Source organism: Bacillus sp. Marseille-P3661 (assembly GCF_900240995.1).
Classification (GTDB): domain Bacteria; phylum Bacillota; class Bacilli; order Bacillales; family Bacillaceae_J; genus OESV01.
Window position 1 is genome coordinate 212,619 of record NZ_LT965953.1, and the last position, 14,175, is coordinate 226,793.

Consider the following 14,175-nt stretch of genomic DNA (forward strand, 5'->3'; position numbering starts at 1 on the left):
CAGCATGTTTCACGCGTTTACCGGACATATGATCCGTTATTCCAGCTTTTAGCCCCAGTTTTCGTTGAAATCAATGAAAATAACGTACTATATGTCCGGTAAATCGCCAGAAACAGCAGATTTGGTGTGAATAAGGGCCCCTATGTCCGCTTAACCCTCGCGGCGACAATTGCCGGACATATAGGCCGTTATTCATCTAAAAACAGCATGTTTCACAAGTTTGCCTGACATTGAATCCGTTATTTGAGCTTTTAGCCCCAGTTTTCGTTGAAATTAATGAAAATAACGTACTATATGTCCGGCAAATCGCCAGAAACAGCAGTTTTGGGGTGAATAAGGGACCATATGTCCGCTAAATACTTCCGGTGACTTTATCCGGACATCCAGGCCGTTATTCATCTAAAAACAGCATGTTTCACAAGTTTGCCGGACATTGAATCCGTTATTTCAACTATTAGCCCCAGTTTTCGATGAAATTAATGAAAATAACGCACTATATGTCCGGTAAATCGCCAAGAATAGCAGTTTTGGGGTGAATAGGGGACTATATGTCCGCACAATTCCTCCGGCGTTTTTTTCCGGACATTTAGACCGTTATTCAGCTAAAAACAGCATGTTTCACGCGTTTACCGGACATATGATCCGTTATTCCAGCTTTTAGCCCCAGTTTTCGTTGAAATTAATGAAAATAACGTACTATATGTCCGGTAAATCACCAAGAATAGCAGTTTTGGGGTGAATAAGGGACTATATGTCCGCACAATTCTTCCGGAGTTTTTTTTCGGACATAAAGGCCGTTATTCAACTAAAAGCAGCTTGTTTCACGCGGTTACCGGACATTTGATCCTTTATAGCAACAATTAACCACGTTTTTTATTGAGTTTAATGAAAATAACGTACTATATGTCCGGCAAATCGCCAGAAACAGCAGTTTTGGTGTGAATAGGGGACTATATGTCCGCTTAATACTCGTAGCGACTATTATCCGGACATCCCGGCCGTTATTCAACTAAAAACAGCACGTTTCACACGTTTACCGGACATTTGATCCTTTATAGCAACAATTAACCACGTTTTTTATTGAGTTTAATAAAAATAACGTACTATATGTCCGGCAAATCGCCAGAAACAGCAGTTTTGGGGTGAATAAGGGACTATATGTCCGCTTACTCCCCCCAAGCGACTATTGCCGGACATTTGATCCCTTATAGCAACTATTAACCACGTTTTTCATTGAATTTAATGAAAATAACGTACTATATGTCAGGTAAATTCCCAAAAATAGCAGTTTTGATGTGAATAAGATACTCTATGTCCGCTTAATAATCATATTGATCCAGTAAAAATAATTAGCTGGAATTTTATTGAAATTATTATTTGTCAAAAGTTTTTCCAAATTAACTGTCCATTTCAAAAAATTATTCTTTTTCTAAAATTACTTATAAAATTCTATTTAATTATTAAAAAATATAAAAAAAACAAAATATTTGATGCAATTCTAGAAAATATAGTTTATACTAAGTAACATCTTAATCACTTACTCGCTTTTAAGCGTTAAAGTAACAAATGATATTATTTTACAAAAGTATATAGAAATAGGGGAGGCAGTTAAAATGAAGGGGAACAAGTTAATTTTGATCCTTGTTGCTGTTGTTGGTCTATTAATGCTAGCAGCATGCGGGGGAAAAGAGGAAGTAGCAGAAGATTCTAATGCTGAAGTGAAATCAGAAACTGCAACGAATGAACAAGCAGAGGAAACAAAAGAAGTTTATAAATTAAAGGTAGGTCATATTTCACCAGATGACCAAGCATATGCGATCGGCTTTAAAGAATATGCAGCGGCGGTAGAAGAAGCTACAAATGGACAAGTTCAATTTGAAATTTTTGGTAATGGAACATTAGGTGGCGAAAGAGAACTTTTAGAAGGTGTACAATTAGGAACATTAGATATGAGTGTTATCACAACTGGTGTTGTAACAAACTTTGTACCTGAAATTTCTGTTATTGAATTTCCGTTTTTATTTAGAGATTTAGACCATGTCTACAAAACATTAGACGGTGAAGTTGGACAAGAACTTTTAGATAAAGTATCTGAGCAAGGATTAAAAGCAATCGCATTCTGGGAAAATGGTCAGCGTCATTTATCAAATAGCAAGCATCCAATTAAAACTCCTGAAGATTTAGATGGTTTAAAGATGCGTACAATTGAAAGTGAGCTACTATTAGACACATATGCTGCATTAGGAACTAATGCAACGCCAATGGCATTCCCAGAAGTATATGGCGGTTTACAACAAGGCGTAATTGATGGATCAGACTTTTCAACTGGTGTATACTGGAGTACAAAAGTTTGGGAACAATCAAAATACTTCTCTGAAGTAGGACTTTACTATGCATCTGCGGTATTAGTTATCAATGATGATCTTTTAAAATCAATGCCTGAAGATATTCAAAAAGTGATCGTTGATCTTGGAAAAGAATACGCTCAAAAGCAACGTCAAATTTCACAAGATTTAGAGGCAGAACAAAAGCAACTTTTACTAGATAACGGAGTAGAAATCATTAATGCGGAAGACCTTGATATTCAAGCATTCCGTGATAAAGTTCAACCTGTATATGAAAAGCATGCTGAGAAGTATGGTTCATACATCGAAAGAATTCAAGCTGTACAATAATTAATAAAAAGGCTGTCCATCTCGTCGAAGGTGGACAGCCTTTTATGTATTTTCAATTAAATAGTTTTCGTTTGTGGAGTTCAAGCTTTTTTCCTCATATAAATTTAAAAATGCATCTGCAACGACGGGGTCAAATTGAGTTCCTTTATTTTTTCGAATTTCCTCAAGTGCACATTTATAATCAAGTTGCTGACGGTAAACGCGTTTGGAAGTCATCGCATCAAAGGTATCCGCAACTGCAACAATTCGTGCTAACAGCGGAATTTGCTGCCCTTTTAATCCTTTTGGATAGCCTTTACCATCATATCGTTCGTGGTGATAGAGAATAATGTCTAATATACCTCTGCTAGAGAAATTAGCCACATGTTTAATCATTTTATAGCCGATGGTAGGATGTGCTTTTATAAAATCGTATTCTTCCGTTGTTAATCTTCCGGGCTTTGTTAGAATAGGCTCGGGTATGCCGATTTTACCGATATCATGCAGCAGCCCGCCAATCCGAATATTGTTGCATATGTCTTCTTTTAAATTCATTTCTTTTGCAATTTCGAACGCATATTTTGCCACGTTTTCTGAATGATGCAATGTATGCGGATCTCTTGAATCTAGAGCATTCACGAGGGCTGTTGTTAATTCAAGCGTATCATTTTTTACTTTTTGGATGTTTTTCATTAGCCCCGCAGAGATAAACGTTATGATTGAATAAGTTAATAACAAGATAAAAAACGAACCAGTTAACATGTTTGGGTTCTGAACAAGTAAAAATCTGCACAGCACAATGAGAGTTGTAAAAAACATTAAAAATAGCGGCGATTTGTTATAAAACCCTGCTCCTAAAAAGATCACGGCGATCACATACAAAATAAATATATTGCTGTTATTTTGAAAAAAAATACTATTTAAAATCACACTTAGCATCCAAAGGATAAAAAAACAATAGCGAAGGTGACCAGGTTTATCAAGATAATTATAAAATTTATGCAAAGCAGGTTCTTTAGAGTAAGTCACTTTATAAACATTCAAGCCATACCACTTCCTCTACTTTAAAATGGTGCCTTAGCCACCTTGAGAAATTTATAGTATATATAGTAAGGATTTGTAAAAAGCTTTGAACATATGCTTTTGAAGTTAATGGTAATGTTCAGCTATCTTTTATAGTAGACTTCATATATTAGTTTGCTCTAAGCAGCTGGTTTTTCATGCAAAGAAAATGCATTCTATTAAACAAACGTTTAATTAAAAATATACTATCTCCTTAAAAAAGCGCAGGAGAGTTGTGTTTTCTTATCAACTAATCAAGAAAGAGCGATAATAATGTCTTTTATTGAGATTTGCTTTATAATAGGCTTTATTGACATGTTAATGTTTAAAAAGATCTTTATTGCAGCAAATTATATAAAGGATTTTTTTGTAATTATTTACAGTGCTTTTGGTACTTGGAAGGGGATTCATATTAATGTCAGAGGTGATCCTTGCGGTTTTGGCTCCATTTTTAATGGTTATTTTTTTAACACGGATTACGTTTAATCAATATGTTAGTGCAATTTTAACGCTAGGAATTATTTTAGCGATATTTAAAGGCTACGAGCAGCCTAATTTAGTGATCATAGCGTGGGTTTTATCACTTGTTGTCGGCTTTTTTGTATCCAATCGGATGAATAAGAAATTTAATAAAAAGTACTAATGAACAAGCATGTGGATCTAGCCGCATGTTTTTTCTGTTTCTCAACCGGTAAGAGTAGATAGCATTATTTTTTAGAGGATTAAAGCATAAGAAGAGAAGGCCTTTAGGTCATCTCCTTGGACATCGTCAATTGCCATTGTAGGCAAATGGCGTGTTTTTTTAAAAATAAACGAATACCCGTTCGTTCATATTAGCAGTTTGTGAAGTAGATGTGATACAATGAATTACAGAATTTGGTGATGAACGGAGGTAGTTTTGTGGACCAACAATTTGATCTTAAATCAAAGTATGAGCCAGGTGGGGATCAGCCTAAAGCGATTGAAAAGCTTGTGAACGGCCTTAAGGAAGGTAAACGATATCAAACGTTGCTTGGTGCAACGGGGACAGGTAAAACATTTACGGTTTCAAATGTGATTCAACAAATTAATAAACCTACACTAATATTAGCTCATAATAAAACGTTAGCAGGACAGCTGTATAGTGAGTTTAAAGAGTTTTTTCCTAACAATGCAGTTGAATATTTTGTCAGTTACTATGATTACTATCAGCCTGAGGCATATGTGCCGCAAACAGATACGTTTATTGAAAAAGATGCAAGCATTAATGATGAAATTGATAAACTCCGCCACTCTGCGACATCATCTTTATTTGAACGGAATGATGTCATTATTGTGGCTAGTGTATCTTGCATATACGGTTTAGGTTCGCCGGAGGAATATCGAGAAATGGTTGTTTCACTTCGCGTCGGTAAGGAAATAGAACGCAACCAGTTATTACGTGATTTAGTGGATATCCAATATAATAGAAATGACATTGATTTTCAGCGTGGGACGTTCCGTGTTCGCGGGGATGTAGTGGAAATTTTTCCGGCATCACGTGATGAGCATTGTATTCGTGTTGAATTTTTTGGTGATGAAATTGATCGAATTCGTGAGGTTGACGCACTGACTGGAGAAATTTTAGGCGATCGTGAACATGTGTCAATCTTTCCGGCATCCCACTTCGTTACACGTGAAGAGAAAATGAAAATTGCGATTGAAAATATTGAAACAGAGTTAGAAGAACGTTTAAAAGAAATGCATGAAAACGGCAAATTGTTGGAGGCACAACGACTTGAGCAGCGAACTCGCTATGACTTAGAAATGATGAGAGAAATGGGTTTTTGCTCAGGAATTGAAAACTACTCTCGTCATTTAACGCTGCGACCAGCGGGTGCAACGCCTTACACACTTTTTGATTATTTTCCAGAAGACTTTTTGTTAATTGTCGATGAGTCACATGTGACGCTCCCTCAGGTTCGCGGCATGTATAACGGCGACCGCGCTCGAAAGCAAGTGCTTGTGGATCATGGCTTTCGGTTACCGTCCGCATTAGATAACCGTCCATTAATGTTTGATGAATTTGAAAAAGTTGTAAAGCAAGCGATTTTTGTTTCAGCTACACCCGGACCTTACGAAATGGAGCATGCTCCAGAAGTAATTGAGCAAATTATTCGTCCAACAGGGTTGCTTGATCCTAATATTGATGTTCGTCCAATTCAAGGCCAAATTGATGACTTAATTGGCGAAATCAATGCTAGAGTTGAACGAAATGAGCGGGTCCTCGTAACGACTCTAACGAAAAAAATGTCAGAGGATTTAACCGATTATTTAAAAGAGCTTGGCATTAAGGTTTCGTACTTACACTCAGAAATTAAAACATTAGAGCGGATTGAAATTATCCGCGATTTACGTTTAGGAAAGTATGATGTGCTCATAGGGATTAACTTATTGCGTGAAGGCTTAGATATTCCGGAAGTGTCGCTTGTCGCCATTTTGGATGCAGATAAAGAAGGTTTCTTACGTTCGGAGCGTTCATTAATTCAAACGATTGGCCGGGCAGCGCGTAATGCGAATGGCCATGTTATTATGTACGCAGATAAAATTACAAATTCAATGCGAATTGCAATGGATGAAACGAAACGTCGCCGGACAATTCAAGAAGAATTTAATGAGAAACATCATATTACACCTAAAACCATTCAAAAAGAAATTCGTGATGTCATTCGCGCGACGATGGCAGCTGAAACGGAAGAAACGTATGATACGCCAACAAAAGCTGCTAAGCTAACGAAGGATGAACGTGTGAAGTTAATTGCTCAGTTCGAAACAGAAATGAAGGAAGCAGCAAGAGCTTTAAACTTCGAGCGTGCTGCCGAGCTGCGTGATTTAATTTTAGAATTGAAGGCTGAAGGATAAAAATGATTAGCGTGTTTTGTTTAAAATAGATTTCGCGCCCAGCAAGGCGCTTGTGCTTTTTTCGGTGGAAAGGAGACAGTTATGTCAGTTAAGAATATCGTTGTAAAAGGTGCTCGGGCACATAATTTAAAAAATATAGATGTGGTCATTCCTAGAGACAAGCTTGTTGTTCTAACAGGTTTGTCAGGTTCCGGGAAGTCATCGCTCGCATTCGATACGATTTATGCAGAAGGCCAACGACGTTATGTCGAATCGCTGTCCGCATATGCTCGTCAGTTTTTAGGGCAAATGGATAAGCCGGATGTTGATGCAATAGAGGGGCTATCACCTGCCATTTCGATTGATCAAAAAACAACGAGCCGTAATCCGCGCTCGACAGTTGGCACGGTAACGGAAGTGTACGATTATTTGCGGCTGCTTTATGCGCGTATTGGCCGTCCTGTTTGTCCTGTGCATGGCATTGAAATAAGCTCGCAAACGATTGAGCAGATGATTGACCGCATTATGGAACTTCCGGAACGTACGAAACTACAAGTATTAGCGCCGATTGTTCGTGGTAAAAAAGGTGAGCATGTTAAGGTTTTTGAGGATATTAAAAAGCAAGGTTATGTGCGTGTCCGCGTTGACGGCGAAATGCATGAAGTGAGTGATGAAATTAAGCTTGAAAAAAATAAGAAACATTCGATCGAGGTTGTGATTGACCGGATTGTGATTAAAGAGGGCGTTGCATCTCGTCTGGCGGATTCATTAGAAACAGCATTACGTTTAGCAGAAGGTACGGTTATTATCGATGTCATTGGCGAAGAAGAATTGCTCTTTAGCGAGCATCATGCCTGCCCGCAATGTGGATTTTCGATAGGTGAACTAGAACCGCGGATGTTTTCGTTTAATAGTCCGTTTGGTGCATGTCCAAGCTGCGACGGTTTAGGAACGAAACTTGAAGTTGATTTAGATTTAGTGATTCCCGATTGGGATAAAACGTTGCATGAACATGCGCTTGCACCATGGGAACCGACAAGCTCACAGTATTATCCTCAGTTGTTAAAATGCGTCTGTGATCATTTCGGAGTCGATATGGAAACTCCGGTCAAAGACATACCGAAACAGCTGCTTGATAAAGTTTTATATGGTAGCGACAGTGAAAAAGTTTACTTCCGTTATGAAAATGATTTTGGACAGGTTCGTGAAAATGAAGTGGAGTTTGAGGGCGTACTTCGCAATGTGGAGCGTCGTTATCGCGAAACATCTTCAGATTATATTCGGGAACAAATGGAGAAGTACATGGGACAAAAAGATTGTCCGACATGTAAAGGCCATCGCTTGAAAAAAGAATCATTAGCTGTGCGAATTGATGGTAAGCATATTGGTGAAATTACAAAGCTATCGATTCAAGAAGCGCATGAATTTTTTTCACAGATCAGTTTAACGGAAAAAGAAATGCAGATCGGACGTCTTATTTTTAGAGAAATTCTGGAGCGCATAGGCTTTTTAGTGAATGTAGGTTTGGACTATTTAACATTAGCTCGTTCAGCTGGAACATTGTCAGGTGGCGAGGCCCAACGAATTCGCTTGGCTACGCAAATTGGTTCACGATTAACGGGTGTGCTTTATATTCTAGATGAACCTTCAATTGGTTTGCATCAGCGTGACAATGATCGTTTGATTGATACGTTAAAAAATATGCGTGATATCGGCAATACGCTAATTGTTGTTGAGCATGATGAAGATACAATGATGGCTGCAGATTATTTGATTGATATTGGTCCTGGTGCAGGTGTTCATGGAGGTGTGATTACTTCCCAAGGTACGCCTGAAGAAGTGATGAATGACCCGAATTCATTGACAGGTCAATATTTGTCTGGTAAAAAGTTCATTCCATTGCCAACTGAACGCCGTAAAAGTGAAGGTCGTATTCTAGAAATTATTAAAGCTAACGAAAATAACTTAAAAAATGTGAGTGTAAAAATTCCGTTAGGGACGTTCGTTTGTGTTACAGGTGTATCTGGTTCTGGAAAAAGTACGCTCGTTAATGAAGTTTTACATAAAACAGTTGCGCAAAAGCTACATGGAGCGAAAGCGAAGCCTGGTGAGCATAAAGAAATTAAAGGCATCGAGGAATTAGATAAAGTGATTGATATTGATCAATCCCCGATTGGCCGAACACCGCGTTCAAATCCTGCTACCTATACAGGGGTATTTGATGATATTCGTGATGTATTTGCGCAAACAAATGAAGCGAAGGTCCGCGGTTATCAAAAAGGGCGCTTTAGCTTTAATGTGAAAGGCGGCCGCTGCGAGGCCTGCCGTGGCGATGGCATTATAAAAATTGAAATGCATTTCCTACCGGATGTATATGTGCCATGTGAAGTATGTCATGGCAAGCGTTACAACCGTGAAACATTAGAGGTTAAGTATAAAGATAAAAATATTTCGGACATTTTAGATATGACGGTCGAAGCTGGCGTTGAATTTTTCGCAAATATCCCGAAAATTAAACGCAAGCTGCAAACAATCGCTGATGTGGGCTTAGGTTATGTTCAGCTTGGACAGCCAGCAACCACATTATCTGGCGGTGAAGCGCAGCGGGTGAAGCTTGCATCTGAACTGCATCGTCGCTCAACCGGCCGCTCGCTTTATATTTTAGATGAACCAACAACCGGCTTACACGTCGATGATATTTCAAGATTATTAAAGGTGCTGCAGCGGTTAGTTGAAAATGGCGACACCGTATTGGTCATCGAGCACAACTTAGACGTGATCAAAGCTGCCGATCATATTATCGATTTAGGTCCTGAAGGTGGGGACAAGGGCGGTACAATTGTTGCCGTTGGGACACCGGAGGAAATATGTGAGGTTGAGGAATCTTATACAGGTAAATACTTAAAGCCTGTTATTGAACGAGATCGGAATAGAATGGAAACTAAACTTCGCGAAATTGAATCCATTTCAAACTAATAAGCGTCAAAAAGGCGGATAACCAAAGCATGGTATTGCATGATTTTCAATGCATTATCATGCTTTTGTTGTGTATATGGAATTTTCGGCAAGTGGCAAGAGCAAAGTTCCAAGTACAGTTTCAAGTACAAAGCGCCAAGTGCCTGTATTGCCAAGTGCCTGTCACTTGTCGAATTCGACAAAATTCGGGAAGTGCCTGTCACCTGGCACTTGGTTAACCATGCTCTACGTCTTGAGACGTATTTTGAAGTTTGTGTGAAACGTCTTGTGCATTTACTCGTATATAAGTATATAGAGAAGTTAAGATACTAAAGATGGTTGTTTATATACAGAAATCATCAAGCTACCATAAATGTAGTTTAGTATTCGATCATATATATAAGGAGTGGGTTGGTGTGAATACCGATCGGTTAATTTCTTCATTATGTTATTTTAGTATTTTCTTTGCGGGGTTTATTTTACCGGTAGTGATTTATTTTATCGTTGATAGTTCAGAAATTAAAGAGCATGCGAAGAAAGCATTTTTATCCCATTTAATACCGCTAATTACAATTCCGTTTATTGTGATTCCATGGTTGTTTACGGGTGTTGAGCCTACATTGTTTGCAATAAGTGGGATCGCTGCTTTCTTACTAATTGGGGCTATTAATTTAATTGTTCTGATTTGGAATGTTTATAAAGGTGTTAAAGTGTTAATTGATTAATCAAACGTTTGTTTAAATTTACTTATATGTGATATCAAAAGAATTACAAACTGCCCGTCATAAACGAGAAAAATAATTAAAGGGGAATGTAAAATGATTGAAGAGCGTAAACGTATATTAAAAATGGTAGAGGAAGGCAAGCTGACTGCAGAAGAAGCAATTATGCTGCTAGAAAAATTAGAGAGTCCAAAAACAGAATCGAAACAAACAGCTACAAATCCTTCAACTTTTGTAAAATACGACTCGAATTACAAGGACTATAAACAAAGTTATAAAAACTCAGGATTTAAAGAAAAATTTTCAGGATTTTTTGAAAGTGCATTTAAAAAGATTAAAGAAGTTGATTTGGATTTTAATTTTGGACCACATCATGAAGTAAATCATATTTTTCAACATCGGGATATTATTTTATCCAATCTGAATGTGGACATTTCAAATGGTGAAATCGAATTAAAGCCGTGGGATGAACAGGAGGTTCGGATTGAATGTCGAGCTAAAGTTTACAAAGCTGAATCCCATGAAGAGGCGAAAAATGAATTTCTCAAGCAAGTCCAATTTGCGATAAATGAAAATTCTTTAAAATTTGAAGTCGAGCCCAAGAATATCAAGCTTAACACGATTTTTTACGTTCCTAGATCAAGTTATGAAAATATATTAATTCGAATGTTTAATGGTCAAATCGCTCTTGATGAGTTAAATGTAAAAGTATTAAAGGCGACGACTGCAAACGGCAATATTACGGTTAATCATGTCAGCGCCGAAGATCTAGAATTTGAAACAGCTAATGGGCATATTAAAGTGGAAAATAGTTATGCGCAGGCCATCGAGGCAGAAACTTTAAATGGAACGATTACAGCCAAAGGCTCATTTGGAAAAACAGATCTTCAAAGCTTTAGCAGCAGTATTATTTGTCACTTGGAAGATCCAAACTGTGAAACCGTGTTGTTAAAAACAAAAACCGGCAGCATCAAGCTGTTCGTTCCAACTGAAGTTGAGGTTAATGGTATTATTAGATCGAATATCGGCGGTTTTAGTTGTGAATTAAATCAATTAGAGGTATTTGAGGAAAAAAGAGAGGTCGTGCAGAAGGAAATGCGCTTTGCGGCGAATCGTGGTCGACTGCGTAAGCTTGATGTTGAAGCAGAATCAAGAGCTGGTTCAATTTCAATAAAAAGTAATCAGTAAAGAAGTATATAAACTATGAAAAAAGGTGGTGTTTGAGAGTATGAAGAAAAAGCTGTATAGAACTCGTAACAATAAAAAGGTAGCAGGTATTCTTGGTGGGTTGGCCCAATATTTAGGTGTGGATGCAGCACTACTTCGAGTTATTTTTGTATTGCTGTTAATTTTTACAGCGTTTTTACCGCTGGCATTGGCATACTTTGTTCTAACTTTTGTAATTCCATATGATGATGGTGTGATTGATGGATGAGATGGCTCATTCATATCCTAATAAACACGATTGTTCTCATTGTTGTCGCAGGTTATTTTGAATCGTTTTACTTGGAGGATTTAAACTCAGCTATTATCACTAGTTTACTTATTTCAGTGTTAAATGTCTTTGTTAAGCCATTTTTAATTTTGTTAACACTGCCAGTAACGATTTTATCTTTCGGGCTGTTTTTAATTGTGATCAATGCGATCACGTTAATGATGGCAGATGGCATTATGGGGTCAGCGTTCGAGATTGAAGGCTTTGGTGCGGCTGTACTCGCGGCAATCGTGATTTCTCTTTTAAATATGTTGATTCAAAAAGTAATTATCGAACCTTTAAGTAAAAAAGACAGTAGATAAGATGGCGTTATTTTGTTTATGATTTGTTTTATATATATAAAAAGCGGACAGTGCTGTTTACTGTCCGCTTTGCTATTAAATTCCTGACGATTCTATCATTGCATTAAACTTGTTCTTTCAATTTGCTGATATGCTCTGCTATTGTTTGACTAATAACTTCATAATCTTTTTCATCGGCAAACGTAATCGGCTTTCCAAAAATAACAGTCGCTTTGCTAAACCACTTTTTACTTGTTGTACCATGTATGTATGTGGGAACAACAGGTGCACCGCTTTTAGAAACTATAAAACCCACACCTTTTTTAGGTTGTTGCATTTCGCCCGTTTTACTTCTGGTTCCTTCTATAAACAGCGAGAAAATTTTTCCATCTTTTAATAGCTTTAACGAATGCTTTAGTGATTTTACGTCAGCTTTATCACGGCTAACAGGAAAAGCGCCCATTTCGGTAATAAGCCAAGCAAATCCCTTGTTCTTAAACAAGCTTTCTTTCGCCATAATATATAGTTTCCGAGGTGTGTGCGTCCCAACAAGTAACGAATCCCAATTGCTTTGATGATTCATCGCAATAATAACGCCACCCTCTGGGATATTCTCTTGACCTTTAATCGTCAGACGAAAACGAAAATGAGTAATCCAATACACCGTAAACACAATAAATTTATAAACCATTATTTCACCTTTTCTGTTAAACATTAATTCATTCTAAGTTTGTAAAACTGCAAATACAACAATATACTCTTTATATTATCAACTAAAAAGAATTAAATCCATAAATATTAAAATAGTTCAGTATATTTAGTTAAAAGTGGTGCTTTTTCTAAAAAACTAAATGGCAAATGCAACTGTTATTTCAAGGATAAATAACATTATCGTACTAAAAAATAAATATTCTTCAGTTGATAATAGAAAGGATTATTTCGTGTTTCAAAAAAATAATGGTAAAATAAAGGGCAGTATCTCTCATGTTTGGAGGAATTTATGGAATGGTGAAGGTTCGAACGAAGGACATAATTGATAAATTTAAATTAGAACTAATTTGCGGTGAAGATGGACTCAATCGCCCGATCACAACGAGTGACATTTCACGACCTGGTATCGAAATGGCAGGTTACTTTGAATTTTATCCATCAGAGCGCATTCAGTTGTTAGGAAAAACAGAACTTTCATTTTTTAATCAGCTTAGTTCTGAAAAACGCCAAGAACGTGCTGAAATGTTATGTACGGATATTACACCTGGGGTCATTATATCGCGTGACTTGGATATTCCCTCAGAGTTAATTGAAGCATCAAAGCTTAATGATGTACCAATATTGCGTTCTAAATTTAAAACGACGCGGTTATCGAGCCGCCTTACAAACTACTTGGAAAGTATTCTCGCGCCAACAACCGCCATTCATGGTGTACTCGTTGATATCTATGGTATAGGGGTATTGATAACAGGTAAAAGTGGTGTTGGTAAAAGTGAAACAGCATTGGATCTTGTTCGGCGTGGCCATCGCCTTGTAGCAGACGATTGTGTGGAGATTCGTCAGGAAGATTTAGATACATTAGTTGGGAATGCACCTGAATTAATTCAACATTTATTGGAGATCCGTGGGTTAGGAATCATTAATGTGATGACTTTATTTGGTGCAGGAGCTGTGCGTAATTATAAAAGAATTGGCTTAGTCGTTAACCTAGAGTTATGGGACCAAATGAAAGTATACGACCGCCTAGGGCTTGAGGAAGAAACAATGAGGATTATTGATTGCGATATTCCGAAGCTGACTGTTCCGGTAAGACCTGGACGTAACCTTGCTGTTATTATCGAAGTGGCAGCCATGAATTTTAGACTAAAACGAATGGGTGTTAATGCAGCGGAGCAATTTTCCAATCGCTTAACAGATGTGATTGAAGATCGCGAGCATGAAGAATTTTAAGCTTGCGGTTGTAAGGGTTGGTATATACATAGATTGAGGTATGCGCTTTTGTTTTAACGTATTGTTTGGTAAAAGGTTTTCATGCTCTAGGCAGATGGGAGTTTGATCATTGGCGTACTGTTTCACCGTTCTCTCTTCGATGTATTCTGGCAAAATAAAGTGTTAGTTCAAAGGATTACGGGGATTGAAGTTCTTTGCTTTGGGCG

At 37.5% G+C, this 14,175-nt stretch carries 11 protein-coding genes; 9 read left to right on the plus strand and 2 right to left on the minus strand.

The window, feature by feature from the left end; translation table 11 throughout:
• Positions 1–1,613: 1,613 nt before the first annotated feature.
• Positions 1,614–2,675 (plus strand): TRAP transporter substrate-binding protein DctP, encoded by a 1,062-nt coding sequence (gene dctP / locus C1724_RS00950; protein WP_102344887.1) that lies wholly within the window; start codon positions 1,614–1,616, stop codon positions 2,673–2,675.
• Between the two features lie 42 nt (positions 2,676–2,717).
• Here the strand turns inward: dctP and C1724_RS00955 are convergent, their stop codons facing one another.
• Positions 2,718–3,698 (minus strand): HD-GYP domain-containing protein, encoded by a 981-nt coding sequence (locus C1724_RS00955; protein ID WP_258000251.1) that lies wholly within the window; start codon positions 3,696–3,698, stop codon positions 2,718–2,720.
• Positions 3,699–4,131: 433 nt separating this feature from the next.
• Between C1724_RS00955 and C1724_RS00960 the strand changes: the two genes are divergently transcribed.
• The 7 genes from C1724_RS00960 to C1724_RS00990 all read left to right on the plus strand — a co-directional run bounded on the left by C1724_RS00960 (position 4,132) and on the right by C1724_RS00990 (position 12,049).
• Positions 4,132–4,359, plus strand: coding sequence for a DUF2198 family protein (locus C1724_RS00960; protein WP_102344888.1), 228 nt, complete (start codon positions 4,132–4,134; stop codon positions 4,357–4,359).
• 239 nt (positions 4,360–4,598) lie between these two features.
• Entirely contained in the window at positions 4,599–6,596 is a 1,998-nt protein-coding gene (gene uvrB / locus C1724_RS00965; RefSeq protein ID WP_374703436.1) for an excinuclease ABC subunit UvrB, read from the plus strand.
• Positions 6,597–6,677: 81 nt separating this feature from the next.
• Positions 6,678–9,551 carry an excinuclease ABC subunit UvrA gene (gene uvrA / locus C1724_RS00970; RefSeq protein ID WP_102344890.1) on the plus strand — a complete coding sequence of 958 codons (2,874 nt, stop codon included), beginning with the start codon at positions 6,678–6,680 and terminating at the stop codon, positions 9,549–9,551.
• Positions 9,552–9,946: 395 nt separating this feature from the next.
• Positions 9,947–10,255, plus strand: coding sequence for a DUF4870 domain-containing protein (locus C1724_RS00975; protein ID WP_102344891.1), 309 nt, complete (start codon positions 9,947–9,949; stop codon positions 10,253–10,255).
• Positions 10,256–10,348: 93 nt separating this feature from the next.
• Positions 10,349–11,440, plus strand: coding sequence for a DUF4097 family beta strand repeat-containing protein (locus C1724_RS00980; protein WP_102344892.1), 1,092 nt, complete (start codon positions 10,349–10,351; stop codon positions 11,438–11,440).
• Positions 11,441–11,480: 40 nt separating this feature from the next.
• Positions 11,481–11,687 (plus strand): PspC domain-containing protein, encoded by a 207-nt coding sequence (locus tag C1724_RS00985; protein ID WP_102344893.1) that lies wholly within the window; start codon positions 11,481–11,483, stop codon positions 11,685–11,687.
• Positions 11,684–12,049: a phage holin family protein gene (locus tag C1724_RS00990; RefSeq protein WP_102344894.1), complete on the plus strand. Its 366-nt coding sequence runs from the start codon at positions 11,684–11,686 to the stop codon at positions 12,047–12,049. Before C1724_RS00985 ends, C1724_RS00990 begins: the two co-directional genes overlap by 4 nt.
• Positions 12,050–12,152: 103 nt before the next feature.
• Here C1724_RS00990 and C1724_RS00995 read toward each other — a convergent pair whose 3' ends face one another.
• Positions 12,153–12,719 (minus strand): lysophospholipid acyltransferase family protein, encoded by a 567-nt coding sequence (locus tag C1724_RS00995; protein WP_102344895.1) that lies wholly within the window; start codon positions 12,717–12,719, stop codon positions 12,153–12,155.
• Between the two features lie 314 nt (positions 12,720–13,033).
• On the opposite strand from C1724_RS00995, the gene hprK reads away from it, so the two are divergent.
• On the plus strand, positions 13,034–13,969 hold the full coding sequence (hprK, locus tag C1724_RS01000) for an HPr(Ser) kinase/phosphatase (RefSeq protein ID WP_102344896.1): 936 nt from the start codon (positions 13,034–13,036) through the stop codon (positions 13,967–13,969).
• The last annotated feature ends 206 nt before the right edge of the window (positions 13,970–14,175 follow it).

Bases quoted from the DNA above. Each gene is read 5' to 3' on its own strand.
- uvrA (WP_102344890.1), top strand. From the start codon at position 6,678: ATGTCAGTTAAGAATATCGTTGTAAAAGGTGCTCGGGCACATAATTTA.
- hprK (WP_102344896.1), top strand. From the start codon at position 13,034: ATGGTGAAGGTTCGAACGAAGGACATAATTGATAAATTTAAATTAGAA.
- C1724_RS00980 (WP_102344892.1), top strand. From the start codon at position 10,349: ATGATTGAAGAGCGTAAACGTATATTAAAAATGGTAGAGGAAGGCAAG.
- C1724_RS00985 (WP_102344893.1), top strand. From the start codon at position 11,481: ATGAAGAAAAAGCTGTATAGAACTCGTAACAATAAAAAGGTAGCAGGT.
- C1724_RS00960 (WP_102344888.1), top strand. From the start codon at position 4,132: ATGTCAGAGGTGATCCTTGCGGTTTTGGCTCCATTTTTAATGGTTATT.
- uvrB (WP_374703436.1), top strand. From the start codon at position 4,599: ATGAACGGAGGTAGTTTTGTGGACCAACAATTTGATCTTAAATCAAAG.
- C1724_RS00995 (WP_102344895.1), bottom strand. From the start codon at position 12,719: ATGGTTTATAAATTTATTGTGTTTACGGTGTATTGGATTACTCATTTT.
- C1724_RS00990 (WP_102344894.1), top strand. From the start codon at position 11,684: ATGAGATGGCTCATTCATATCCTAATAAACACGATTGTTCTCATTGTT.
- dctP (WP_102344887.1), top strand. From the start codon at position 1,614: ATGAAGGGGAACAAGTTAATTTTGATCCTTGTTGCTGTTGTTGGTCTA.